The sequence below is a fragment of the Comamonas sp. A23 genome (genome assembly GCF_004522605.1).
GTDB classification, from domain to species: Bacteria; Pseudomonadota; Gammaproteobacteria; order Burkholderiales; family Burkholderiaceae_C; genus Comamonas; species Comamonas thiooxydans.
This window is the reverse complement of the sequence record NZ_RSDT01000001.1, coordinates 278,719-304,221: the sequence shown is the minus strand read 5'-3', so window position 1 is coordinate 304,221 and position 25,503 is coordinate 278,719. Positions and strand designations below refer to the sequence as shown.

Sequence of the window (25,503 nt, the reverse complement as noted above, 5' to 3'; positions counted from 1 at the left end):
TGAGCAGGGCATTGCTACTGCCACATAAAAAAGGAGGCGCAAGCGCCTCCTGACTTGAATGGCAAAAGCCCGCAGCCACAGAAACTACGCCACAAGCTGTTTGCCGGATTCATTTTTTAATTGCCTGCATTACGTGCTGCTTCGGGCGTAAACATGGCTGCAGTCATATTGCCCTTGTTCAAGACGGGACCCTGGGGGCGCTCCTGGAACAGGTTGTAGGCCACATAGCCGCCAGAGTTCAGGTCGTGATAGAAGCTGGTGCCCGCATGCCAGATCCTTGCGTCGAAGGCGTAGTAATGATTGACCACCGCCTGCAGCCACAGCTGGCCGCGTGCATCGTAGTAATCGCTCATCAGTGCCTGGCCGGTATCTTCGTCGAGGAACAGCACGCGCTTGCCAAACATGTGGCGGTAGCCATCCTTGAGCGAAGCCTCCAGCACCCAGACCCGGCGCAGCTCGTAGCGCATGTAGTCGGGGTTTTCATGACCGGGTTTGAGCAGATCGGCATACTTCACGTTGCTGCCGTGAATCCTGTAGGCATTGGCCGGCACATAGACTTCCTTCTTGCCCAGCGACTTCCAGTTGTAGCGCTCGGGCGAGCCGTTGAACAGGCGATCGGAGTCAATCGTCAGCTTGCCACCGGTGCCCGATAGAGGCTGGTCGAAACCGTATTCGGGAATCTGGCGCACACGACGTGTGCCGGGGTCATAGCTCCAGCCCAGGCGCTTTTCCTTGCCAAATTCAACCGGCTCGGACACCACGCTGACGCCGCCTTTCTCGCGCTCGGGCAACTTGACGGCATTCATGCCCTGGGACATGGGACTGCTCAGTGGTTGACCTGCGTTGGCCGGGTCGTTGACCTGACTGAAGGCGCGATTGTCGGCACGACCCCAGACGATGCTGCCATCGGCCAGCACATTGGCGTTGTCACGCAGCGTGTGTTCGGTGAAAGCACGCGAAGGCAGCAGGTTGTTGAAGGCCAGCTCAAGTCCATTTCTGGGGAACGGGAAGGGCAGCGCCCCCTTGACCGCACCCGTTGTACCCTGACCGTCTGCGTTCATCACGGCATCCTGGGCATTCTTTCTGGCCGCCGCGCAGACGGCATCCGAGAAGCGAAAGTCACGGTGGCCCTGATAGACCGGAATACGATAGGTCTTGGGGTATTTGGCAAACATGGCCTTCTGACCCTCGCTCAGGCGCTCGCCATACTGCGCCAGATTCTCAGCCGTGATGGTGAGCAGCGGCTTTTCACCGGCATAGGGGTCCACCGGGTGCTGGCCAGCATGCGGGTTGTATTGAATGCCGGGCGGCGTACCCAGCCATTTGCCCGTGAACTCGGGCACACCGCTGGCTGTACCCGCTTTTTCGCCCCCCGTGCAGGTCAGGGACTTGCCCAGCCTGGCCAGTTCATCGGGCGTCGCCTTGGCCCAAGCCCCCCCCACAAACAATACGCCTGCAGCCAAGACCGCCATCAAACGGGGTCCCTCTCCTAACTTCATGCCTAGTCTCCTTGGATGCATCCGCCATGCATCTACCTGTCATTGAACTTCTCTTATCGTTCTTCTTCCTTGCCCACTCGCAATTGCGAAGCAACGAAATCATTGTTCGACCGGCGACGATCGCAAACATCGTCAATTAGGACTAGCGCAGGCAGGCGCCAGCAACAGACACAAAAAAGCGGGCCATTGGCCCGCTATGGAAAAGCAGTTTTCGTTCAGCGCTTGATGCCGAACACACCCAGCATCTGCTCCGTCTGCTTTTGCATCTGCTCCTGCATCTGCGTGAACATGCTCTGAGACTGCTCCATATAGCTGCCCATCAAACCCTGCATGGCTTGAGGCTGCATGCTCATGAACTGCTTCCAGGCCTCGGGGTTCATGCCCTGGGACTGGCCCGCAAGCTTGCTCTGGAAGTCCGTGAACATCTGCACGTTCTTTTCGATGTAGCTCCCCATGAAGCCCTGCATGGCATGACCATAGAAGCGAATGATGTTGGCCAGCATGGCCTCGGAGAACATGGGAGCCCCGCCCGCTTCTTCTTCCAGAATGATCTGCAGCAGGATGGAGCGCGTCAGGTCTTCATTGGTCTTGGCATCCCTGATGACCACCGGCTCGCTGTCCATGACCAGTTGCTTGACCTCGGCCAGAGTGATGTATGAAGAGGTATTGGTGTCGTAGAGGCGGCGATTGGGATACTTCTTGATGATTCGCTGGCTCCCCACCTGGACATCACCCTCTTTGCCCTCTTTGTTTTCTTGCATCGCAAGTCCTTTATGTTCTGGGGGTCGGCCCCGTCGTCAATTGAGCTATTGCAGTGCAACAGATTTTAGGCAGTGCACAAGCCTCATCGGCAAGCAGTAACCCTGACAAACAAGCTTGTCTGCGCTGCAACAAAGTCGCACCACCGTCACAGCCAGCATCAGGTCTTTGCCATTTATTCACAAAAAACAGTTTGCCGTCTATCGAAATCAAGCTTGCAGAAGGTTTACAGTGCCTCTCGTTGTTTGACGAAAGGCTCAACGGATGATTACCACCAAAACACGCAATGCTGTTTGTCTGACCGCCCTGCTGGCTGCTGCCGGCTTCATGACCGCAGCACAGGCCCAGCCCGATGCTGCTGCGACCGATGCCGCCAAGGCTGCTGCACCGCAGGCAGCACCGGCAGCTCAGGCAGTCCCTGCCAATGTGGATGCCGCCGCCGCAGACGCCGCATTGCGCAAGCGCCTGCAGGCAGTTGTCGCAGCCATGGACGGCAAGTCCAAGCTGGCTGCCAACAATTTCAACGAGGAGTTCCTCAAGAACTCCCCCATCGACACCGTGCAGAAAGCCCTGGACTCCGTGCGCACTGGCGTCGGCAGCTGCCAGACGGTTGGCCGCATGGAAAGCTCCACACCTCTGGCCACCAGCGTGCTGCTGAGCTGCACCAAGGGCTTTGTGCCCATGGAACTGGCGGTCGAGCCCAAGGCTCCTTACCGTATTTCGGGCATTTTGCTGCGCCCGGCCTTCTGGAAATAAGCGCATTTCGCCATCAAAAATGGAGCCTACCGGCTCCATTTTTTGTTGGCACCGACAAAGTCAGATCACCACCGGCTCGGGCTCCAGGCGAATGCCAAAACGTTCGTAGACACTGGTCTGGATTGCCCCTGCAAGCGTCATCACCTCGCCGCCGGTCACGCTGGCGTCGAGGCTGTGGCGATCTCCGCGATTGACCAGCACCAGCGCCTGCCTGTCGTAGACGCCCGCCCGGCCCATGGTCTTGCCTTTCCAGCCGCAGGCATCGATCAGCCAGCCGGCCGCCAGCTTGATGGAGCCGTCATCCATGGGATAGTGAACAATCTTGGGCTCGCGCGCGATGATGTCCGCGCATTGCTCGGTCGTCACCGTGGGATTCTTGAAGAAGCTGCCCGCATTGCCGATGACGTCGGGGTCCGGCAGCTTGGCACGACGAATCTCGCAGACCCATTCAAAGATCTGCTGCGCGGTCGGCTGCTCTATGCCTTTTTCCGCCTGCTTGCGCTGCAGATCCAGGTAGCCCAGATCCGGTTGCCAACTCTTGGGCAGCGCCAGACGCACCCGGGTGATCACCGCCCGCCCTTTGAGTCCCAGGCCGCGCGGGACAGCCGTCGAGCCCGTCACGGGCCAGTACTTGGGCTGAGCCGGTGCATGTTTGAACACCGAGTCACGGTAGCCGAAGGCGCATTGCGCGGCATTGAGGCTGAACTGCTCGCCGGTGACCAGATCGATCGCGTCCAGGGAGTCGAAGCGATCCTGCAGCTCCATCCCGTAAGCGCCGATGTTCTGCACCGGGGCCGCGCCTACCGTGCCTGGAATCAGGGCCATGTTTTCAAGGCCTGTATAGCCCTGGGCCAGCGTCCATGCCACCATGTCATGCCAGCGCTCGCCCGCCCCGATCTCGACAATCCAGTGCTTGTCAGTTTCGCGCAGCAGTCGCATGCCCATGATTTCCATCTTGAGCACCACGGGGGCCACGTCGCCCGTCAGCACCACATTGCTGCCACCGCCAAGGACGAACACAGGCTGCCGTCCCCATAGCGGGTCGGCGAGAAACTGACGGATATCGTCCTGGCTACGAATGCGCACCAAGGTTTCGGCGCGCGCGGCAATGCCAAAGGTGTTGCAATGCTGCAGGGGAACATTTTTCTCGACTAACATCCATCCAATTGTCGCACTGCGCCTGCTCTGCTGCTGGCAAGCCGCACATCACGGCCCGGCGCACTGTGGCTGTTTACCGCTCTGATACTGATAGGAATTACACATGCCTTCTTTTGACACTGTTTGCGAAGCCGATTTCGTCGAAGTGAAGAACGCCGTTGACAACGCCACCAAGGAAATTGGCACCCGTTTCGACTTCAAGGGCACATCGGCCGCCGTCGAACTCAAGGACAAGGAAATCACCATTTACGGCGATGCCGAGTTCCAGCTGCAGCAAGTCGAGGACCTGCTGCGCAACAAGCTGACCAAGCGCAATGTCGATGTGCGCTTCCTGGACATCCAGAAGGCACAGAAGATTGGCGGCGACAAGGTCAAGCAGCTCATCAAGGTCAAGAACGGCATCGAGTCCGAGCTGGCCAAGAAGATCCAGAAGCTGATGAAGGAAAGCAAGCTCAAGGTGCAGGCTGCCATTCAGGAAGAGAAGGTCCGCATCACCGGAGCCAAGCGTGACGATCTGCAGGCGGCCATGGCATTGATCCGCAAGGATCTGGCAGACCACCCTCTGTCGTTCAACAACTTCCGCGATTGAATGAAGCCCCCCCTGCGCAGCTCCGCTGCTTCCCCTTCCCTCGCCTTGCGAGAGGGGGGCGAGGCCCTTGCCACAGGGCGACGCGGCCAGCCCAGCTCCTTGCCCCGCGCCTCTCGCCTGCGTCGCATGGGGCTCATGCTTTCAGTCGCTGTGGCCTCCAGCAGTGCCTTTGGACAGTCCGTAGCCCTGACCGGCGTGCTGGGCAGCAAGGCCTTGCTGGTCATTGATGGCAGTGCCCCCAAGGCGCTGGCCGTCAACGAAAGCCACAAGGAGGTGCGCCTGCTGCAGATCAGCGGCGACTCCGCCGTGGTGGATATCAAGGGCCAGCGCCAGACCGTGCATCTGGGAGCAGCTCCGGTCAGCGTGGGCAGCCGGGGCGGCATTGGCGGCGCTGCGCGCTCGGGCCGGCTGGTCCTGATTGCCGACTCGCGCGGCCATTTTGTGGATCGCGGCTATATCAACGGAAAAACCATGCAGTACATGGTGGACACCGGCGCCAGCACCATTGCCATAGGCCGCGCCGATGCCGATCGCATGGGCCTGCCCTACGAGCAGGGTGCCCCCGTCCTGATGCGCACGGCCAACGGCACTGCCCAGGGCTGGCGCATCAAGCTCGACAGCGTCAGACTGGGCGAGATGGAGGTCTACGGCATAGAGGCCGTCGTTGCCCCCCAGTCCATGCCCTATGTGCTGCTGGGCAACAGTCTGCTGACCCGGTTTCAGATGACCCGCAAGGGCAATGAGATGGTTCTGGAAAAGAACTGAACCCGCCTCTCGCCCATGCACGCACGCTACGACGACCCCTATGAAGACCTGCTGGGCCTATGGTCAGATCTGGAGGCCGCACTCGCGGTTTTGCTGACCGCGCCGCTGCGCATCCCCGGCTTTGCCATCAAGCTGCACCAGCTTGATCTATGGCTGCAAGACCTCATCACGCAGGACAGCGATGCCGCGTTGTATCTGATGTTTCAGCGTGCCAGCTCGACAACCGTGGGCTATAGCCCGTCTCACGCCGTGGTCTGCGCGGGCCTGTGCCATATCCTTGCCAAGGAGCTTGACCTGCCTCAATCCGAACGCGACACGCTGATCCAGGCCGCTCTGACCATGAACATCGGCATGACCGTGCTACAGAACCAGCTGGCCGAGCAACGTACACCGCTGAGCAGCCAGCAGGCCGAAGCCGTCAAGCAGCACCCCACAGAGGGCCGGCTGATGCTGGAGCGGCTCATGGTGCGTGACCGACTCTGGCTGGACAGCGTTCAATACCACCATGTGGTGCTGCAGCCCGCGCCGCTGGCACAGTTGCAGCCGCTGGAGCGTCTGGTACGCATTCTGGGCACGGTAGACCGTTATGCTGCCCTGATCAGCCCGCGCAAGACCCGTAGCGGCCGCTCGGCCATCGAGTCTCTGCAAGTGCTGCAGCAGGGCGGCCAATACGCCGATGAGGTCAAGCAGGCCTTGATCGATGTCGTGGGCCTGTACCCGCCCGGCACCTATGTGCAGCTGGACAATGGCGAAGTGGCCGTGGTGCTGCGCCGCGGAAAAAGTCTGGAAGAACCCGAGATTGCCAGCGTGATCGACCGTGACGGCCACAGCATGTACCCGCCCATCTGGCATCTGGAGGGGCGCAGGCCGGCCATCACCTCCGCGCTGGCGCGTTCCTCGCTGACGCTGGATCTGGACCTTCGCTCCATGGCACAGCTGGGCATTCACAGTGCACGCGGCAACGCCGAGCTGTACCGCATGGTCAAGCTGCCGGGCAGCAGACGCTGACCCTTTCTAAACGCCTTGTGCAGCGATCAGGCCGGCATGGTGGCCACGCGTGAACGCCTCTTCCAGCACCGAATAGCCGGCCCAGTCCGAATGCGCAAAGCTCAGCCGCGCCGTCGCAGGCGTGGGCAGGCCCTGCACTCGCTCCCCATTCAATAGCAGATTGCGCTTGCTGGCACTGAACTTGACGGCTATTTCGCTCAATATCTGCTGATCGCCAGGACGCGGAATCGCCATGGCATGGCCATAGCGGGTGATTTCCATGCGTGTGGCATGCTGCAGCAGGTCTGGGTGCGGCTCGCTCAGCGTGTTCACGATGCGCTCGCGCCAGAAGGCAAACGGCTGCTGCATCAATTGCCTGCGCCCATCGGCCCAGTCGCCCAGCGCCTGGTAGTAGCTCAGCACCGTTGGCTGGCGGCGTATGCGGTCCAGCCGCTGATTGCCCGCATCCACATAGCCCAGCCCGCCCGCATTGCCATCGCGGTACAGCACATTGTCCCAGGCGGGCTCGGCGCCGGGGTAGTCGGCCAGCGGTCGGTCGATATGGATGTTCGCCACCAGCCAGGGAGCCCAGTCCAGGCGAGCCGCCACGGCACGCAGAAAATCGGGCGCATTGCGCAGCACTCTTGCAGCAATAAAGCTGGGCAGCGCCATCACGCAATGGCGCGCCAGCCAGCGTTCATGCTGCTGGCGGCCATGGTGATAAACCTCGATCTGCACACCGCCCGCGTCCTCGGTGACGGCAAGCACGCTGCAATCGGTCTGCAGCTGCGTGGCTTTCAGTCCCGCCGCCAGTTGCTGCGCCAGCCAGCCATTGCCCTGGGGCCAGGTCAGCACCTGCTCGCCATCCGCTTCGCTCTCATGCCCGGACTGCAGACGCGGCGCGTGGAAACCATGGCGGCTGGCGAAATAATGAATCCCCGCCCAGGCCGAGACGCGGCTCAGACCGGCACCGAAATCATCGCGGCAGCTGTAGTCCAGATACCAGAGCAGACGCTCGTCATCGAGGCCCTGCGCCGCCAGCCATTGGTCGAAACGCTGTGCATCGAGCACCGCATGAGAGGCAGGCAAACCCGCTTCGCGCTGCCAGACACGGATGGAAGGCATGGCAAAGGCCGCCGCCTGAGCCGCTGCCTCAACCTGCTTTTCAAACAGCGCATATTGCTCCAGCGTGCGCTGGCTCACGCCCTGCACGGGCAGCAGTCCCTCATGCCAGCCGCCCTGCCAGTACAGGCGCTCCTGCGGGCTATGGCAGAGATAGCGCTCGTCATAGCGCCAGCGGCCAGCGAAGCGCTGGCGCACGCCCAGCTCCTCCAGCCAGTCCTGCACCTCATGAGCATCGTCGCCGGGAACGGGCAGATAGTGGGCACCCAGAGGGCAGGCAATGCCCTTGACTTGCCCGCCCTGGCTGTTGCCTCCCATGGCGGCCTGGGTATCGAGCAAGGCTGCGCCCTGCACGCCAGCCAGTTCCAGCGCGCGTGCCGCCGCCAGCCCGGCCATGCCCCCGCCCGCAATCACTACCGGCGCCCGGTGTACCATCGCAGGTGCAGGTAGCTCCAGCCCCTGTGCCAGGCGCTGCCAGAAAGGGCGCAGGCCATGACCACGCTCCAGCGCCACGCCGCTGAAGCCGCCAGGCAAGTCCTCCAGTCTGGGCGCTGGCTGCTTGCAGCCGGCCAGGCCCGCTGCGCCCAAAGCGCTGGCGGCCGCCAGCCCGAGCCAGTCGCGCCGCTTCAGATCGGCCCGCATCAATGCTCCACCTTGCCCCACTCGCGCTCATAGGTGTTGACCAGCACCTGATTCGAGAGGCGATTCACCTCGGTCGGCACGCGCGCCATATCGAGAGGGAAGTCAAACATCAGGCGCAGCGTGGGCAGAGTCAGAAAACGCATGCCCGCGGGCAAAGCCTCGGGCTCGCGCCAGGGACGGTGGCTGGCCAGCACAAAACCCCATTCGCCAAAACTGGGCACATGCACGTGATAGGGCTTTGCCCTCAGACCCACGGACTCCACGGTCTGCACCACGGTCCAAAAGCTCTGGCGCGCAATCAGCGGCGAGGTGGTCTGAATCACGGCATAGCCGCTGGCCGCCAGACGCTTGTCCAGCAGCGAATAAAAACTATTGGTGAACAGCTTGCCTATGGCGAAATTGGTGGGATCGGGAAAGTCCACCACGATCACATCGAAGGTGTCCGCAGTCTCCTGCAACCAGTGAAAGGCGTCGGTGTTGACGATGCTCACGCGGGCATCGTTGAGTGCATTGCCATTGAGCGCCGTCATCATGGCGTTGCTCTTGAACAGGCCGGTCATGGCCGGGTCCAGCTCCACCAGCACCACGGACTCGACGCCGGGGTACTTGAGCACCTCGCGCACGGCCATGCCGTCGCCGCCGCCCAGCACCGCCACCTTTCTCGGTGCACCATGTGCGGCCATGGCGGGGTGGACCAGCGCTTCGTGATAGCGGTACTCGTCGCTCTGGGCAAACTGCAGATTGCCGTTCAGGTACAGCCGCGCGCCCTGGCGTCCCTGTGTCACCACGATGCGCTGGTAGGGCGAGCTGCTGCTCAGCACGATGCGGTCCTGGTAGAAATGGTCGTCGGCCAGCCGGGTCAGCTGATCCGCGCCCGCGATGCCGCCGCCCAGGGCCAGCAGCACCAGTGCACAGGCCCAGGCATGGGCACGCAGATTGCGCAGCTCATGCTTGAACAGCACCAGGGCCCACACGGCAATGGCCGCGTTCATGAAGCCGAACAGCAGACCTGTGCGCACCAGGCCCAGCTTGGGCACCAGCACGATGGGAAACGCCAGCGACACGGCCAAGGCCCCCAGATAGTCGAAGGTCAGCACCTTGGAGACCAGATCCTTGAGCGATGCATTGCGCTTGAGAATGCGCATGACAAGCGGAATCTCCAGCCCCACCAGCGTTCCCACCACCATCACCATGCCGTAGAGCAGAAAGCGGAACGCGCCCGGCGCATAGGCATTGGCGAGAAACAGCACGGCCGGCAAGGCACCGCCGACCAGCGCCACCATCAGCTCCACACGCAGAAAATGCGCGGGCAGCTGATCTTCGAAATAGCGCGACAGCCACGAGCCTATGCCCATGGCAAACAGATAGGTGCCGATGATGGTGGAGAACTGCAGCACCGAATCACCGAGCAGATAGGATGCCAGCGCGCCTGCCGCCAGCTCGTAGAGCAGGCCGCAGGCCGCAATCACGAAGACGCTGGCCAGCAGCGCCACATCAATGGGCCTAGGCCCCAGGCCAGCGCTGTCCTGCTCGGCCACCATCGAAGTCATCTAATTCCTTTAACCGTAAAACAGGCGCGCCGTCCTCTGCCTGCCAGGGACAGCGAGCAAGGGCCGCCCCGCAGCAAAGCTGTCGTCCCCCTCCCCTAGCGCCCAGCGCGTAGAGAGAGGGGGAAGGCGCGCAGCGCCTCAGGGGGAGCCTCAATGTATCGCCGCAGCGACGATGATGCTGATCCCCAGGCACATGGCCGCCACCACCATGGCCAGTGCCTTGTTGTGCTTCTCCACGATCTCGGCCCACATGTCCACGGGCGTGATCTTGTCGATGATGATGAAGCACAGCCAGAACACCACCACGCCCACCAGGGCGTAGATGATGGAGCCGAAGAAGTTCTGGGCGCTGAACCAGTCGAAATTCATGATGTCTCTCCTGTAATGAGATGGGGAGCCTGCCTGTGAGAGCAGCGAGCTTATTTATGGCTGCCACCCGAGGTGTAACCACCGTAGGAACCGCTGCTGGAGCGGCTGTATGTGCAGTTGGGATCTGTGCGCGGGTCGCAGTTGGGACTGGACATGCAGGCACGCAGGAACGGCAGGATGAACAGCAGCAGGAACAACCAGAACAGAATCGTGCCCCAGCTGAAGCCGCTGCCCGACAGAGGACTGACCTGGGAGCGATCCTTGAGCTTGGCCGTGCCGAACGCCTTGGCCACCGTCTCAGCCGAAACGCGCTGGCCATGGGTCCAGGTCGTTTCCTGATTGGCGGTCTCCAGCGCCAGCGTGGACTGCTTGCCGCCATTGGCAAAGTCCACATTGCTGGACTTGGCGCCCTTGAAGACGGGCCAGTAGAACTCGCCCTCTGCATATTCCGTCTCCGCCAGGTAGGCGTAATCGCGCTGGTATTTGCGCTGCAGATAGGTCGCAGTGGCGCCGTTCTTGCTGAGCTTGGGAGCACCCGTGATGACGCGGGCCGTGCTCCAGCCGTCTTCCGAATCGACGATGAACGAAAAGCCCGCCTTCTTGTTGTAGAGCAGGTACTCGTCCCAGATGAAGCTGTCGTCCTCATCTTCGCCCAGACCACGCCCGCTGCGCCTCTGAAAACCCACGACCTGCCATTTCAGGCCGTCGAGTGTGCCTTCGCTGCCCAGCGGAATCAGAGGCTTGACCTTTCTGCGCTGCTCGGCATAGCTCAGCTCCGCCCCCATGCCCTTGGACATGTCGATCAGGCTGCCGCAGCTGGGGCAACTCAGGGCCTTGGTGGTGTCGAAGCGCACGGGCACCACGGCACCGCACTTGGGACAGTTGAAGTGGCGGCCCTGGGCTTTCTGCTGGGCACTGCTGCGCAGGCCCTGCATCTGCAAAGCCTCCAGCGCCACGGCTGCCCCCAGGCTGAAGGCCGGTGTCTTGTCGCTGAAGTCGATGGAGAGAATCTGGTTCTTGTCGCTGCGCAACTCCACCAGCTTGAAGCTCTTGCCGAGCTGGGGCAGCTGGGGCAGCTCGCCCTGAGCCGCCATCAGTTGCGCATCCTGAATGCTGGTGACGGTGAAGGATTCGGTGCCTGCCTTGAGCTCGCGGCCCATGCGCCATTCGCGCTGCTGGAACTCTTTCACGTTCCAGCCCGGCGGCTGCCAGTTCACGGCAAAGACAAAGCTGCCGTTGTCCTCGCTCAGCCAGGCCAGCTCGCCGTTGCTGAGCGTAGCTACCCACTCCGACCAGTTGCCGGCCGCGCTTTTGTACTGCGCGCGGCCCACGATGGTGAAGGGCTCGGGCTTGCCGTTGCGCTTGACCATGCCCGAGGCACCCAGCTGCAGCGGGCTGTAGTCCTCGAACACCTCGGCCATGGAGCCAATGCGCTTGAGCGTCTCGCCATCGCGCAACACGGTGCTGCGGCAAAACTCGCAGACGGCAAAACTCGATTGCGCACTGGCGAAGTGGACCGGCGCGCCACAACCAGGACAGGGAGCGCTGTAGTCGCGCTGCGATGGGCTGGAAGCCATATTTTTTGCTATTTAATCAGGAGCTTCTTGCGCTTGAATGGAAAAGGCCTGAGGGCGGCCTCGGAGAAATGCAGCAGCCGCGCCCTAGCGATGCTTGCTCTTACCGCTCTTGCGGGCAGCGCCCTCTGCAGGCTTGGAGCCATCGGTCTTTTTCTGTCCCAGCCTGGATTCCTTGCCGGCGATCAGGCGCTGAATGTTTTCGCGATGACGCCAGACCAGCAGGATCGCCATCACGACAATCGCGGCAGTGATGGGGGTTTCCGCATCCCAGACAATGCCGCTGCACAGCACGTAATACACGGGCGCGAACACCGATGCCACCAGCGCGGCCAGGGAGGAATAGCGGAAGAACACGGCCACAATGACCCAGGTCAGCGCCGTCGCCAGACCCAGCCAGCCGCTGATGCCCAGCAGCACGCCCAAGGCCGTGGCCACGCCCTTGCCCCCCTTGAAGCCAAAGAACACCGGGTACAGATGGCCCAGGAAAGCCGCCAGGCCGACCAGCGCGACCGTGCTGTCGCCCAGCCCGAACTGCGCGCCGAAGGCTTTGACCAGGACCACAGGCACCAGACCCTTGAGCGCATCCAGCAGCAGCGTGACGGCCGCAGCCGCCTTGCTGCCCGAGCGCAGCACATTGGTGGCCCCGGGGTTGCCGCTGCCATAGGTGCGCGGATCGTTCAGGCCCATGACGCGGCTGACGATGACGGCAAAGGACAGCGAACCAATCAGATAGGCCGCGATGACGGCAATAACGGGATAGAGGGCGTTCAAAGGAATTCCTCGGCCAGAGACTGGCCCTAAGGCTCGCCAACCAAGGTCGACGGCACCGATTGTTGTCACGACTTGCGCAACCCGGATCAGTCATGGCGGTTTGTAGACCGCCATGCCCGTTGTGCATCCTGGTTTGCGTAAGTCCTTGTTGTTTACATTTTTGCCGGCCGGCGTCTGCCCCCGGCTGGCTAGTCCCCTATTCTGCCAGCGCGCAGTGCACCGGCCGGGCATCGAGTAGACGGGTACAAACCTCAGGGGCCAGTTGCACCAGATAGCCGCGCCGCCCGCCGTTGATGGCAATGCGTGGCAGCGCGAGTATGGTTTCCTCGATATAGACCGGCATCTCGCGCCTAGTGCCGAAGGGTGAGGTGCCGCCCACCAGATAGCCGCTGTGGCGGTTGGCCACGTCGGGTTTGCAAGGCTCCACGCTCTTGGCCCCGATCTGGCGCGCCAGGTTCTTGGTCGATACCTTGCAATCGCCATGCATGAGCACGATGAGCGGCTTGGCATCCTGATCCTGCATCACCAGGGTCTTGACCACTGCGTGCTCGTCCAGCCCCAGCTGGCGCGCTGACTCTTCAGTGCCGCCATGCTCCACATAGTCATAGGGGTGCTCGGTGAACTCCACCTTGTGGGCCCTGAGCATCTGCGTGGCTGGAGTCTCGCTCACATGGGCGTTTTTGTCTTTTTTTGCCATGATTCAATTTTGATAGCTAGTGGCGCATGCCCGATATGGGCCATCCGCCATTTTCCCTCAATAAAGCGATCAGACAGCGGGATCGCGCATCTCCCAGCGGATGCGGTCGATCTCGGCCAGCAGCTCGGCAGACAGCTTGGTTTCCCAGGCATCGAGATCCTCGTCGAGCTGGGCTACCGAAGTCACACCGATGATGGTGCTGGCCACCTGCCACTTGGTGTAGCAAAAGGCCAATGCCAGCTGCGTGGGAGTGAGGCCGTGCTCGCGCGCCAGCGCGTTGTAGCGGCGCGCTGCGGCCAGCGCATCGGGGCGACCCCAGCGCTGTTTCTGCACGGATTCATACCTGGCAATGCGTGCCTCCTTGGGCGCACCGGCCTCGGTCGGTGCAAACTGATCGAACTTTCCCGTCAGCAGGCCGAAAGCCAGCGGCGAATAGGCCAGCAGCGACACCTCGAGGCGGTGACAGCTTTCGTCCAGCCCGTTCTCATAGCTGCGGTTGATCAGGCAGTAAGGGTTCTGGATCGCAGCCACACGCGGCAGTCCATGCTGCTCTGCCAGGCGCACGAACTCGTGCACGCCATAAGGCGTCTCGTTGGACAGGCCGATGTGGCGGATCTTGCCCTGCCTGACCAGACCGGCCAGCGCCTGCAGCTGTTCGTGGATGGGCGTGAGCGAGCTTTCCTTTTTCGGGTCGTAATACATGCCGCCGAAGGCCGGCACATGGCGCTCGGGCCAGTGGATCTGGTAGAGGTCGATCACCTCGGTCTGCAGGCGCTCTAGACTGGCGTCGCAGGAACGAATAATGTCATCCGCCGACAGGCCCGAGCCTTCGCGGATCCAGGGCATGCCGCGCGAGGGGCCGGCCACCTTGCTGGCCAGCGTGATCTGCTCGCGCATGCCGGGGCGGGCCTTGAGCCAGCGGCCGATAATGGATTCCGTCGCGCCAAAGGTGGCCTCACGGGCGGGCACGGCATACATCTCGGCCGTGTCGAAGAAATCCACGCCGCGCTCGACGGCTCGATCCATGATGCGCCAGGCTTGAGCCTCATCGACCTGCTCGCCGAATGTCATGGTGCCCAGACAGATGGGGCTGACACGCAGATCGCTCTGCCCCAGAGCGACGGGATTCATGGAAAGACGGGAAGTGGATGCAGCAGAAGTCATGCTTCCAAGTTTAGAGCCTGACAGTACAAGATCAGGGCAGACTCCTTGTTTTTGCTGACACAGCTGTCCCGTGCACGACGGGCCATGCTGCAAGCGCAGCAATAATCAAAACAACGGAGACAATATGACAACGCACAACCCCACGCTGACCGGCCAGCTCACCGATATCCCGCCCTATCAGCCGCGCCGCCAGTGGCGCTCGCAGATGCTGCCCGTGCGCAATATGCACTACCACCAGCGCAGCTGGGAGCCCGAACCAGTTTCGGGAATCGATCCCGAGTTGCCCGTGCTGGTGCTGGCTCATGGCTGGATGGATGTGGCCGCCTCCTACCAGTTTGTGGTCGACGCCTTCAGCGACGCCTTTGTGCAGGGCCGCCGTATCCTTGCTCACGACTGGCGCGGCTTCGGCCTGAGCCGCAGCGCCGAGCCCTGCGACAGCTACTACTTCACCGACTACCTGGCCGACCTGGACATGCTGCTGGAGCAGATTTCACCCGATCGGCCCATCGACCTGGTCGGCCACAGCATGGGCGGCAATATCTCCTGCATGTATGCGGGCGCGCGGCCCGAGCGTATACGCCGCTTTGTCAATCTCGAGGGCTTCGGCATGGCGCCCACAAGGCCCGACCAGGCCCCCGGGCGTCTGGCCCAATGGATGGATCAGCTGCGCGAGCAGCGGGCGGGCGCCATGGGTCTCGCCCCCTACGACAGCGTGGAGGCCGTGGCCAATCGCCTGCAGAAAACCAATCGCCGCCTGCCCCGCGACAAAGCCCTATGGCTGGCTCATCACTGGTCGGCCCCCGATGCCCAGGGTCGCTGGCATATTCTGGGCGACGCCGCACACAAGCTCTCCAACCCCTATCTGTATCGCGTGGATGAAGCACTTGCCTGCCTGGCCGCCATCAGCGCACCTACCTTGTCGGTCGAAGCCTCGGACGACAGCCTGGGCCATTGGCACCAGGGCCGTTACACGCTGGAGCAATACCACGAACGCATTCGCCACATCCCACAATGCGAGATCGCCCGCGTGCAGGACGCAGGCCATATGCTGCACCACGACCAGCCCGAGGCCGTGGCCAGGCTGATCGAGGACTTTCTGCGCTGAAAGACTGCTACTGCTGAGACTGCGACTGCTGCTTGCTATCTCTACAGGAGCTTGTAGCGCATGTAATCATTGATTTTCAGCATTATCTATATCTGAAATCAATTTACAACATGCGCTATAAGCTCACTTATTTATAGCCGCCCACGCCCTGTCCGGTCTGCAGCTCCAGCACATGGCGCCAGCGCCTCGGCTGCATTTGCAGCTTTCGGTAGCGGCCATCGACCCACTCCGCACTCATGTCCGCATAACGGGCCGACAGCGCCAGTCCGCTCTGCCCGGTCTGGTAGATGAACTGCGAGGACTCCGGATCGCCGAGGTCGTAGATGGCGCGCAGCGAGGGCGCGTGGCGGCTGACAAAACGTCCGGCCAGCGGTCCCTTGGCATCGGAGGGCGGCGGGTTGGCGTTGTACTGCCCGACATTGATGCTATAGGTGTCGCCGCCCGAGGCCACGCTCACATTGAAGACCCCCGCCAGTGCCGCCACCGAGCCCAGAGGCTTGTGCGCGCTGAGCGCCGGGTGCGCAGCGCCCCAGCGCCATTGGCGCGGATCATTGCCGTAGGCCGACTGCAGCTTGTCCAGCGTGCGGGTCAGCGCCTGTCCGGCCTGTTGCTCGCAGCTCAGCGGCGCGCACCACCAGGCGTCATTGCGCGCCAGCATTCCCTCCAGCCCGGCACGGAAGTCCCGCTTGCCGTAGCTCATGACAAAGCGCTGCTCGCCAATACGCGGAATCACCAGGCCGCGCGTCAGCTCGTCGACCCAGACCGAGAAGATCAGCGGCTCGGGCCTGTCCCGCTCCATCAGCCCATCAAAGCCCGCCAGCAGTTGCTGTGCGTGCGCTGCCAGGGCGTGGCTCGATTGAGCCTTGCGCAGCACGGGCAGCAAGGCCCGGGTGGCCAGGGACTGCACATCGTTCTGAATCGCCGCCATGCTGGCCACGTCATGCTCGCTGCCTGCCGCCAGCAACTGCTCTATGCGCTGGTGGCGGTAGGGCAGGCTCCAGTCCTGGGTCAGAAAATGCGCATAGCCGGCTTCCGTCACGCGCTGGTTGGCCGTGGCCACAAAGCCTCGCGTGCCGCCATCGTCCTGCGGCGTCTGGTCGTACCCCAGCCAGCCCTGCCAGTCATAGCGCGCATCCCAGCCGGGCGCCGGCGCCACGCCGCGCAAGTCATTGCCGGGCGCACGCACAGGCACCCTGCCTGCGGCCTTGAAGCCGATATGTCCCTGCACATCGGCCGCCACAATGCTTTGCATGGGCGAGTGGTAGATGGAGAATGCCTCGAACAATTCGGACACAGTCTGCGCCCCGTTGGCCCTGAGGCCGGCCTCCACCGTGCGGTTGTCCGTATCCAGCGCCGCCCAGCGCAGGGCCAGCGCATAGCGATCGGTGTTGATGACCTTGCCATATTGCTGCTGCGCGTCGCTGATCACCGGGCCGTGGCGCGTGCTGCGCAGCGTCACCCTGACATCGCTCTGGCCCTTGACCTTGAAGATTTCCTCGCGCACGACAAACTTTTCCCAGCCCGTGGGCGTGCGGTATTGGCTGGCATCGGCCGGGTTGATCTGCTCCAGATACAGATCCTGCACATCGGGGTTGGTGTTGGTAAAGCCCCAGGCCACCTGCGCCGTGCGGCCCAGCACCACAAAGGGCATGCCGGGCAAGGTGGCCCCTGTCACATCCAGCTCGCTCAGGGCACTGCCGTCACCGGCCCGGCCCTCTGGCGACTGAAGACGCGCGAAGTACCAGATGGCCGGAGCGCTCAGCCCCAGATGCGGATCGTTGGCCAGCAAGGGCTTGCCGCTTCGGGTCTTGCTGCCGGCCACCACCCAGTTATTGCTGCCCAGTCCGTCATTCGTGCCCATATCCTTCGCCATGGAGGCCGCCCATTGCTGTAAGACTGATTGAATCTGCCCGGCCGGCGCCGAAGCCTTGGGCTGGGCATTCGTCTCCCGGTAAACACCGAGCTGGCGGTACAGGCTGGCGAGATCCACCGCCGTCGCGGGCTGCTCGCCCGGATAGGCCGGCATCAGCTGCCACAGCTGCTCGGTGCTCAGGACCTGCAGCAGATTCAGCCGTGCGAACTCGTTGCCCCAGTTGCCGCCCAGATCCAGCGCCATCATCAGCGCCCAGCCCACGGTGTCTTCAGGCTCCCAGGTCGATGGCCCTCCTGCTCCGGCCCTGGTGCCCAACAGCAGGAACTCCGGCGCTGCAGCCTGCGAAGGCCTGGCGTAAAAGGCGGCTATACCCTGGCTATAGGCCTGCAAGGCCTCCTGCACCGAGGGCGGCAGCGCCGCGTACTGGCGACGCGCCGCACCATGGATATCGAGAGCACGCATCAGCTTGTCCAGCTCCAGCGTGGCCGGGCCCAGAATCTCCGACAGCCGTCCCTGCATGAGACGGCGGTTGAACTCGAGCTGCCAGCCGCGCTCCTGCGCATGGACAAAGCCCAGGGCCCGCCAGACATCCTGCGGCGACTGGGCGCTGATATGCGTGACATCGGACTCGTCGCGCCTGACCCACACGCTGCGCTCAAGCCCGGCGAGGACCAGCTTGCCGTCCATGCGCGGCTGGGCCCGCACGCCATAGACCGCCAACGCGGCCCCTGCCAGCAAAACCAGCCCGGTGGCCGCAACCGCCAGATGCCATGTGCGCCTGAGCCAAGGGTGGGCGGAAGGTTCTGCCGCCGAAGTGATGTCTCCCATATCGCCTCTTGTCATGCGTCCGGTGCGCAACATCCACATGCTGATCGCGTCCAGCCATGGGCGACAATACCTGTTTGGGCCACGGCCCGGTGTTAGGAAAACGACTTACGCAGATTCGGATCAGGCATGGCGCTCCATGCCTGTCGTGTTTCCCTGTTCGCGTCAGTCCCAAGGAATTCAACGCATGTGGCCCTTCAGTCTGTTCAAGAAACTCAGCCAGGACCCGGCCGTGGGTCAGCCCCGGGGCGACTATATCGGCTGCTATCTGCTGGGCACGCATACCAGCGGGCGCGACGATGACATCAGCTATATCTCGCTGGCCACCACGCGCGAGCAGCTTGAGCTGGATGCGCGCCAGTATCTGCAGGAGTTCCTGGAGCAGCATCCGCAGTTGACCGAAGCAGAGCGCCTTGCCCTGCATGATCTGCTGGAGCACTGGAATACGCGCGCCGATGCCCATCTGGCCCAGGACGGCGGCAAGCCCGGTCAGCCCCTGGCCGTGCAGGGCGGCAGCGAGCTGTTCCTGCGCACCGGCATGCGGGCGCGCAAAAAGGAAAAAGGCGTTTATCTGGAATAGGCGCCGGGGCGGCGGCTGCCCGACGCCTGCCGCTACTGCGTGAAATTCATGTCGAAGCCGGCTTCAGTCAGGCGTACCTCGCCGCCTGCTTTTTGCAGCCAGCCCCTCGCGACGGCCCAGTCCAGCGCAGACTGACGCTCGCCGTCGAAGATGCCATGCTTTTGCAGGTCGGCAGCAAGCGCTTTCTCGCTCATTCCTTCACCGGCACGCAAGCTTTGCTCCACCACCAGGATGTAGACCATCTTGTGGGCTGCGATCTGAATGCTCTGCTCTGTCATGTTCACAAGTCCTTGTTCTTGAATGAAGGGAAAGCCGGATGCCCGCCAGGCTCCAGGCCTTGCGCCCTGGCCTGCGGCTTGTGTTTTATGCCGCGGGCCATACCCACTCTGGCAGTGAGTTTGTAGCCATCTCTCTAGTATTTCCGATGCGTTTCCTCTGCTTGCCGGCTCCGCAACCATGGCGCCGGCACTTCAGTTTCAGAACTGTGTTTCAGGGAGGTCATCATGGCTCGCCACACGCCCATAGAACGCTATCGCAATATCGGCATCTCCGCGCATATCGATGCCGGCAAGACCACCACCACCGAGCGCATACTGTTCTATACCGGGGTCAACCACAAGCTGGGCGAAGTCCATGACGGCGCTGCCACCATGGACTGGATGGAGCAGGAGCAGGAACGCGGCATCACCATCACCTCGGCAGCCACCACGGCCTTCTGGTCGGGCATGGAACACAATTTCCCGGCCCATCGCATCAACATCATCGACACCCCTGGCCACGTGGACTTCACCATCGAGGTCGAGCGTTCCATGCGCGTTCTCGACGGCGCAGTCATGGTCTACGACTCCGTGGGCGGCGTGCAACCACAGTCGGAGACCGTCTGGCGCCAGGCCAACAAGTACAAAGTGCCGCGCCTGGCCTTCGTCAACAAGATGGACCGCGTGGGCGCCGATTTCTTTCGTGTGCGCCAGATGATGGTGGACCGCCTCAAGGCCCACCCGGTTCCCATCGTCATCCCCATCGGAGCCGAAGCCGGTTTTCATGGTCTGGTCGACCTCATCAAGATGAAAGCCATCTTCTGGGACGACGAGTCGCAGGGGGTGAAGTTCGAGTACCAGGAGATCCCCTCTGCGCTTCTGGCCAGCGCACAGGAATGGCGCCAGAAAATGGTGGAGGCCGCTGCCGAGGCCAATGAAGTCCTGACTGAGAAATACCTGGACAGCGGCGACCTCGATGCCGAGGACATCATCACCGGCCTGCGCCTGCGCACCATTGCCACCGAAATTCAGCCCATGCTCTGCGGCTCGGCCTTCAAGAACCGGGGCGTGCAGCGCCTGCTCGATGCGATTGTCGAGCTCATGCCCTCGCCGCTCGATGTTCCTGCCATCGAAGGGCATAGCGAGGACGACAGCGCCAGCACCACGCTGATACGCCATGCCAGCGATGATGAGAGATTCGCCGCCCTGGCCTTCAAGCTCATGACCGACCCCTTCGTGGGCCAGTTGACCTTTGTACGCGTTTACTCGGGCGTATTGACCAAGGGCGATCTGGTCTACAACCCGACCCGGGGTAAAAAGGAGCGCATAGGCCGTATCGTGCAGATGCATGCCAATGCACGCCAGGAGATCGACGAAATCCGCGCCGGCGACATTGCGGCCTGCGTGGGCCTCAAGGACGTGAGCACGGGCGAGACGCTGTGCGATCCGCAAGCGCCCATCGTGCTCGAAAAAATCTCCTTCCCCGAACCCGTGATCGCCCAGGCCGTGGAACCCAGGAGCAAGGCCGACCAGGAAAAAATGGGCCTGGCACTGGCGCGCCTCGCGGCCGAAGACCCGTCCTTCAGAGTCAGCACCGACGAGGAATCGGGCCAGACCATCATTGCCGGCATGGGCGAGTTGCACCTGGAAATCATCGTCGACCGCATGAAACGGGAATTCAATGTGGCCGCCAATGTGGGCAAGCCCCAGGTGGCCTACCGCGAAACCATTCGCAAAACAGTCAACGATGTGGACGGCAAGTTCGTGCGCCAGTCCGGTGGCAAGGGCCAGTACGGCCATGTGGTGCTGAGCGTGGAGCCGCTGGAATCGGGCAAGGGCTTTGAATTTGTCGATGAAATCAAGGGCGGCGTGATTCCGCGCGAGTTCATTCCTGCCGTGGAAAAAGGCCTGCGTGAAGCCATGAACTCGGGCGTTCTGGCCGGCTACCCCGTGGTCGATGTGCGGGTGCGGCTGACCTTCGGCTCCTACCACGATGTGGACTCCTCGGAGCAGGCCTTCCGCATGGCCGCCATCCTGGGCTTCAAGGAAGCCTGCAAGAAAGCCGACCCTGTGATTCTGGAGCCCATCATGGCCGTCGAGGTGGAGACGCCCGAAGAATACGCAGGCGCCGTGATGGGCAATCTGTCCTCGCGCCGCGGCGCCGTGCAGGGCATGGACGATATCGCAGGCGACGGCAAGACCATCAGGGCCGAGGTACCGCTATCGGAAATGTTCGGCTATGCCACGCATCTGCGCTCCATGACTCAGGGCCGCGCCACCTACACCATGGAGTTCAAGCGCTACGCACAGGCCCCCCAGCAGGCAGCAACCGCAGCGACCGCGACGACCGGTCACCGAAAACAGGGCTAGGCGGATCCAGGCAACTTTGCCGCGGCTCGGCGGCAGAGTTGCCGGGCGGGTTCAGACAGACGACTCAGGCCGCATGCAGCCACTGCATGGCCATGGCATCTTCGGTAAAGGGGAAATGCCTGACCTCGGCATGCGTGATATGCCTGCCGACGAACTCGGCCATGCCCGCCAAATGACTGTCGGTCACCAGAGCGATCTGCTCCACCTGATGGCGATGGTCTCTGACAAAGCCCATATGGGCGCTGAAGCCGGCCCAGTTTTCCCAGCCGGGAAAGTCCTTGGACTGAATCATCACCCCATGCAGTTTGGGATGCTCGGCCAGGAATTCGTCCACATCCTGGCTGACGCCGTCGAAATCCTGCTCGGTCAGGGGCCCATGGGGCTCCAGCAGCAAGATGCCTTCGGGTTTCATGAGGGAGTAATTGAGCATATGCAACTCCTGCAGCGAAACTTCACTGTACGCCTGCGCTCGCGGGAATGCAGCCCTAGACAGCACCCGCAGCACAGGTTTTCCTCGGCTCTTGCCGCCGCTCTGTACGGACTTGCTGAAACCCGACTGATTCGCCTACTGGCAGCCCATGGCTCGGCTCAGGCTCTGCATCTGCTCGCCCAGCGCGGCACGCAGATCGGCGCGCATGGCATCGCGTGTCAGCAGTTCTTCGGCATAAAGTGCCGCCCAGTCAATCCCCACGCCCAGCACCACACCAGCGACCGCTCCCGCCACCGCCCCCACGGCCGTGCCGACACCGGGAACGACAGAGCCCACGGCCGCACCGGCTACCGCTGCCCCGGCCTTGCCCAGACCCTGCTTGGCAGCGGCCTTGGCCAGCACCTTGCTGGCGGCCTTCATCGAGGTCTTGGCCATGGCTTTGCCCGCGACGGCTGCGGCAAAAGCACCGCCCCCCGTGCCCACCAGGGCACTGGCCGTCAGCCGCTGGCGTGCATCGCCCAGCAGCTCCAGCGCAGGCAGGCTGGCAACCTCGGCACGCACCAGACATTGCTCGGGACTCAGGGCCAGATGATGACGCGTCAGGGTTTCCTCAATGCGCTGCTGGCCCTCGGCCAGAGCAGCGCCGCTGGTCAGTGCCTGCTTCTGCAGAGTCTGCACCCAGCCCTCCAGCCCTGGCGTGGCTCCCAGGGTTTCGCTGAGCTTGTTCTGCAGAAACTGGCTCACATCGCCCGTGAGCAGACTGAGGATGCGGCCCCACTCCGCCCCCAGACTGAAATACCAGTCCAGATAGCGCTCGACGGCGGCATCCAGCTGCCGGTTCATCTGCGGGATGCTCTGGCACAGGGCCTGCCCGGCCTGGGCCCGCCCCAGCAGTTGCAGGACCTGCTGACGTGTGGCGTTCAGCGTGCCGAGGCGATAGAGTTGCTGCCCGACGCGCTCGCACTCGGGCAGACGCTTGAGCGCCAGCGGGCTCTCCTGCGCACGCGCCAGACCGTCAAGGGCGGCCGTGGTCTGCACCAGAATGCCCAGCACCAGCACGGCAACCAGGGCCAGCAAAGGCGCGGCATTGCGCACTGCCCCCGAAGGCCTGGCCTGCAGCAGCAGCGCCGAGGAAGCCGATGCCCCCTGCATGGCGCGCCCCAGGCACAGCAACACGCCTACGGGGCCGAACAGCGCCAGCAGCAACAGGCGCAGCACGGGCAACTGGGGCAGGTCGGCCATGGCGCCACTCGCCAGTTGCACGGCCAGCAGGGCATCCAGCCCCCAGCGCACCAGCCCCGAGGGCGCTGCGTGAATCTGGGCCAGCGCATGATTCAATGCCTCGGGCTCCATGCCTGGGGCCAGCCCCCGCCCCAGATCCTGCTGGCTGGCCATGGCACAGAGCCAGCTGCCGCCCCAAAGCACCAACAGCAGCCAAGTGGCAGCGCGCTGAGCCCAGGCCCAGGCAAAGGCCGGCGATGAAAACTCTCGCTTCAGGCCCGCCTGCATGCCACAGGCCAGCAAGACATAAAGCAAGGGTGCCAGCGCCAGCAGCGCCCATTCCCAGGGCGCCAGAAACCAGGCCTGCCAGAGTGAGCTGGTGCACAGCAGCAAGGCCAGTGCCAATGCCTTGCAGGCCGGCCACCAACCGCCGCCAAGCCAGCGGCCGATATGCCCCTGCGGCGCGAACTGCAAGCGCAGCAGCTTTTTGCGCAGCATCAGGAGCAGCCAATGCCCCCAGGCTGGCAACAGCACCAGCAACAAGACTGCGAACAGCCAGCCCCAGGGCGGCAAGCGCGTCAGCAGATGGGAAAAGCCGGCCAGGGCCGCCAGCCACAGCCAGCCCAGCAGTACCGCGCGCAGCAGAGTCCGCGGCCGGGTCGGCCCAAGCTCGGTCGCTGGCGCGCCAGCACGGTTCATGGTTCGCGGCTCTTGCCCGCTGCCCCACGGCCTGCTGCAGCAATCCCCCTGGCGATGCGCGCGTTGTAGACCGTGAGGCGGCTCAGGCCCAGTTGCCCGGCAATCTTGGCGTCGGATGCGGTGCCGAGCAAAGCCACAGCCTCGTTGCTCCAGTCGAAAGCGCTGCTGGCAGCAGCTCCTGTCACCGAGTCAATACCGAGCTCGGTGCGCTTGACCACCACGCTGGCCTTGCTGATGCCCAGCTGCTTCGCCACCTCGGCGTCCGCTTCCCGGCCCAGCAGAGCCAGCGCTGGCTGTGTCCACTGGAAATGCCCGAAGGCGGGAATGCCCAGCGCATTGCGCTTGAGGTTGACCGTCTTGGCCGATGTGCCCCAGCGCTGGGCCAGCACGGCGTCTTTTTCCTGGCCCAGCAGGGCCAGCATTTCCTCGGTCCACGGCAGTGCAGCCTTGCCCATGCGTGCGTCCTTCCAGATCTCAAAAATACAAGCCAGATTGGCATTCAGCCCATATGCGGCCTACGTTAACAGCTATTAAAACTGAATCTTCTTAGGCACATACACGAGGCGCAGGCCATGCTGGCGGCTCAACCTCAGCGGCATTCTGTCGTCAGACATGCCCCCAGTAGATCAGCGCATCCCGGCCTTCCACAGACAGCGATACCTGCGCGCCCACGGGCAGCAGCACCTTGGTGGGCACATGGCCGAAGGGCAGGCCTTGCAGCACGGGGCGCTTGAGCTGCATGCGCAGCCAGTCGACAACGGTCTGCAGCTTGAAGCCCTTGTCGTGGGTGGTGAGCTTGAAATCGGTGAACTGGCCAAAGATGATGGCTTTTTGCTTTTGCAGCACGCCCGCCAGCAGCAGCTGGGTCAGCATGCGCTCGATCTTGTAGGGATGCTCTCCCACGTCTTCGATGAACAGAATGCCGCCGTCGACCTGCGGGAAGTAAGGCGTGCCCAGCAAGGACACCAGCACCGCCAGGTTGCCGCCCCACAAGGTGGCCCCGCCAGGAACATAGAAGTCCTTGAGTTGTGGCTTGCCATTGGGCAGCTCGCCAATCCTGGGCATCTGCCAGCCCGCGCCCTCGCCCTGGCCGCTAAGCAGGTCCTCGAAGCAGTCCAGCATGATGTCGTCCACGGGCTCGCCGGTCTTTTTGCTGTCCACACCGAAGTCGGCGTTAAGCGCGGGACCCGCCCAGGTGACCGAACCGGTCTGTGCCAGCATGGCCAGCTGAAAAGCCGTGAAGTCGCTGAGGCCGACAAACTTGGTACCGCCCGCAATCGCCTTCGCCACGGTCTTGTACTTGATGCCCGGCAGGATGCGCGTGAGACCGTAGCCGCCGCGCGAAATCAGCGCCACATCGGCTCCGCTGGCCGCTGCACGGTGGATAGCAGCCAGACGGGTGGCGTCGTCACCCGCAAAGCGCTGGCTGCTGGCCAGCGCATCGGCATCGACCTCCACCTCGTGGCCCAGGGCCTCCAGCTGCTTGATGCCGCGTTTGAAGGCTGCCTTGTCGCGCACCGCCCCCGAGGGCGAATAGATATAGACATGCTTGCCGCCATGGCTGTGATCATGGCCGCAGCAGCTGCCATCGGCGCTGTGCACATGGTCGTGATGATCGTGGTGACCGTGCTCATGGCTGCAGTGCTCGTCATGCACATGAGCCTGGTGGACCGACTCCTGCCCGTGCGAGTGGGCGTGGCGGGGATCTTGCTGCTGGGACGCTGTAGTGGATCCAGGG

The 25,503-nt window shown here is 63.0% G+C and carries 23 protein-coding genes; 7 read left to right on the top strand and 16 right to left on the bottom strand.

Going from position 1 to position 25,503, the window contains the following annotated elements; all coding sequences use genetic code 11:
* Positions 1-116 precede the first annotated feature (116 nt).
* Both EIC84_RS01470 and phaR read right to left on the bottom strand, forming a co-directional pair.
* On the bottom strand, positions 117-1,499 hold the full coding sequence (locus EIC84_RS01470) for a DUF1329 domain-containing protein (protein WP_034361591.1): 1,383 nt from the start codon (positions 1,497-1,499) through the stop codon (positions 117-119).
* Between the two features lie 215 nt (positions 1,500-1,714).
* Positions 1,715-2,260 carry a polyhydroxyalkanoate synthesis repressor PhaR gene (gene phaR / locus EIC84_RS01465; RefSeq protein WP_003063218.1) on the bottom strand — a complete coding sequence of 182 codons (546 nt, stop codon included), beginning with the start codon at positions 2,258-2,260 and terminating at the stop codon, positions 1,715-1,717.
* A gap of 262 nt (positions 2,261-2,522) precedes the next feature.
* Between phaR and EIC84_RS01460 the strand changes: the two genes are divergently transcribed.
* Entirely contained in the window at positions 2,523-3,014 is a 492-nt protein-coding gene (locus tag EIC84_RS01460) for a hypothetical protein (protein ID WP_003063220.1), read from the top strand.
* A 60-nt stretch (positions 3,015-3,074) separates the two neighbouring features.
* Here the strand turns inward: EIC84_RS01460 and murB are convergent, their stop codons facing one another.
* Positions 3,075-4,172 carry a UDP-N-acetylmuramate dehydrogenase gene (murB, locus tag EIC84_RS01455; RefSeq protein WP_003063222.1) on the bottom strand — a complete coding sequence of 366 codons (1,098 nt, stop codon included), beginning with the start codon at positions 4,170-4,172 and terminating at the stop codon, positions 3,075-3,077.
* 103 nt (positions 4,173-4,275) lie between these two features.
* On the opposite strand from murB, the gene EIC84_RS01450 reads away from it, so the two are divergent.
* The 3 genes from EIC84_RS01450 (at position 4,276) to EIC84_RS01440 (ending at position 6,534) form a co-directional block, all read left to right on the top strand.
* Positions 4,276-4,761: a YajQ family cyclic di-GMP-binding protein gene (locus tag EIC84_RS01450; RefSeq protein WP_003063225.1), complete on the top strand. Its 486-nt coding sequence runs from the start codon at positions 4,276-4,278 to the stop codon at positions 4,759-4,761.
* A gap of 135 nt (positions 4,762-4,896) precedes the next feature.
* Entirely contained in the window at positions 4,897-5,526 is a 630-nt protein-coding gene (locus EIC84_RS01445; RefSeq protein WP_237704415.1) for a TIGR02281 family clan AA aspartic protease, read from the top strand.
* Positions 5,527-5,541: 15 nt separating this feature from the next.
* Complete coding sequence (locus EIC84_RS01440; protein ID WP_003063230.1) at positions 5,542-6,534, top strand: HD-GYP domain-containing protein; 993 nt, start codon at positions 5,542-5,544, stop codon at positions 6,532-6,534.
* 6 nt (positions 6,535-6,540) lie between these two features.
* On the opposite strand, the gene EIC84_RS01435 is transcribed toward EIC84_RS01440, so the two are convergent.
* The 7 genes from EIC84_RS01435 to EIC84_RS01405 all read right to left on the bottom strand — a co-directional run bounded on the left by EIC84_RS01435 (position 6,541) and on the right by EIC84_RS01405 (position 14,372).
* Positions 6,541-8,277, bottom strand: coding sequence for an NAD(P)-binding protein (locus EIC84_RS01435; protein ID WP_003063233.1), 1,737 nt, complete (start codon positions 8,275-8,277; stop codon positions 6,541-6,543).
* A complete protein-coding gene (locus EIC84_RS01430; RefSeq protein ID WP_034361594.1) occupies positions 8,277-9,827 on the bottom strand; it encodes a polyamine aminopropyltransferase in 1,551 nt (516 codons plus the stop codon). Before EIC84_RS01430 ends, EIC84_RS01435 begins: the two co-directional genes overlap by 1 nt.
* Positions 9,828-9,977: 150 nt before the next feature.
* Entirely contained in the window at positions 9,978-10,196 is a 219-nt protein-coding gene (locus EIC84_RS01425; protein WP_003063240.1) for a DUF350 domain-containing protein, read from the bottom strand.
* Between the two features lie 50 nt (positions 10,197-10,246).
* Positions 10,247-11,773 carry a DUF4178 domain-containing protein gene (locus EIC84_RS01420; RefSeq protein WP_003063244.1) on the bottom strand — a complete coding sequence of 509 codons (1,527 nt, stop codon included), beginning with the start codon at positions 11,771-11,773 and terminating at the stop codon, positions 10,247-10,249.
* A gap of 84 nt (positions 11,774-11,857) precedes the next feature.
* Positions 11,858-12,544 (bottom strand): glycerol-3-phosphate 1-O-acyltransferase PlsY, encoded by a 687-nt coding sequence (plsY, locus tag EIC84_RS01415; protein WP_003063247.1) that lies wholly within the window; start codon positions 12,542-12,544, stop codon positions 11,858-11,860.
* Positions 12,545-12,740: 196 nt separating this feature from the next.
* A complete protein-coding gene (ybaK, locus tag EIC84_RS01410; protein ID WP_003063251.1) occupies positions 12,741-13,241 on the bottom strand; it encodes a Cys-tRNA(Pro) deacylase in 501 nt (166 codons plus the stop codon).
* 69 nt (positions 13,242-13,310) lie between these two features.
* Positions 13,311-14,372, bottom strand: coding sequence for an aldo/keto reductase (locus tag EIC84_RS01405; RefSeq protein ID WP_003063254.1), 1,062 nt, complete (start codon positions 14,370-14,372; stop codon positions 13,311-13,313).
* Positions 14,373-14,529: 157 nt separating this feature from the next.
* Between EIC84_RS01405 and EIC84_RS01400 the strand changes: the two genes are divergently transcribed.
* Complete coding sequence (locus EIC84_RS01400) at positions 14,530-15,510, top strand: alpha/beta fold hydrolase (protein ID WP_003063257.1); 981 nt, start codon at positions 14,530-14,532, stop codon at positions 15,508-15,510.
* Positions 15,511-15,637: 127 nt separating this feature from the next.
* Here the strand turns inward: EIC84_RS01400 and EIC84_RS01395 are convergent, their stop codons facing one another.
* On the bottom strand, positions 15,638-18,211 hold the full coding sequence (locus tag EIC84_RS01395) for a penicillin acylase family protein (RefSeq protein WP_003063260.1): 2,574 nt from the start codon (positions 18,209-18,211) through the stop codon (positions 15,638-15,640).
* A 184-nt stretch (positions 18,212-18,395) separates the two neighbouring features.
* On the opposite strand from EIC84_RS01395, the gene EIC84_RS01390 reads away from it, so the two are divergent.
* Positions 18,396-18,788, top strand: coding sequence for a hypothetical protein (locus EIC84_RS01390; protein ID WP_003063263.1), 393 nt, complete (start codon positions 18,396-18,398; stop codon positions 18,786-18,788).
* Between the two features lie 32 nt (positions 18,789-18,820).
* Here the strand turns inward: EIC84_RS01390 and EIC84_RS01385 are convergent, their stop codons facing one another.
* Entirely contained in the window at positions 18,821-19,066 is a 246-nt protein-coding gene (locus tag EIC84_RS01385; protein ID WP_003063265.1) for a hypothetical protein, read from the bottom strand.
* A 225-nt stretch (positions 19,067-19,291) separates the two neighbouring features.
* Here EIC84_RS01385 and fusA point away from each other — a divergent pair, with 225 nt between their 5' ends.
* Complete coding sequence (fusA, locus tag EIC84_RS01380) at positions 19,292-21,415, top strand: elongation factor G (protein WP_003063268.1); 2,124 nt, start codon at positions 19,292-19,294, stop codon at positions 21,413-21,415.
* A gap of 64 nt (positions 21,416-21,479) precedes the next feature.
* On the opposite strand, the gene EIC84_RS01375 is transcribed toward fusA, so the two are convergent.
* The 4 genes from EIC84_RS01375 to EIC84_RS01360 form a co-directional block, all read right to left on the bottom strand.
* Positions 21,480-21,845 (bottom strand): STAS/SEC14 domain-containing protein, encoded by a 366-nt coding sequence (locus EIC84_RS01375; protein WP_003063270.1) that lies wholly within the window; start codon positions 21,843-21,845, stop codon positions 21,480-21,482.
* 135 nt (positions 21,846-21,980) lie between these two features.
* Positions 21,981-23,765 carry a hypothetical protein gene (locus tag EIC84_RS01370; RefSeq protein WP_003063272.1) on the bottom strand — a complete coding sequence of 595 codons (1,785 nt, stop codon included), beginning with the start codon at positions 23,763-23,765 and terminating at the stop codon, positions 21,981-21,983.
* The gene (locus tag EIC84_RS01365; protein ID WP_003063274.1) at positions 23,762-24,220 is read right to left on the bottom strand and encodes a hypothetical protein; all 459 of its coding nucleotides are present in this window, start codon (positions 24,218-24,220) and stop codon (positions 23,762-23,764) included. Before EIC84_RS01365 ends, EIC84_RS01370 begins: the two co-directional genes overlap by 4 nt.
* A gap of 151 nt (positions 24,221-24,371) precedes the next feature.
* Positions 24,372-25,421 carry an LD-carboxypeptidase gene (locus EIC84_RS01360; protein WP_003063276.1) on the bottom strand — a complete coding sequence of 350 codons (1,050 nt, stop codon included), beginning with the start codon at positions 25,419-25,421 and terminating at the stop codon, positions 24,372-24,374.
* Between the last annotated feature and the right edge of the window lie 82 nt (positions 25,422-25,503).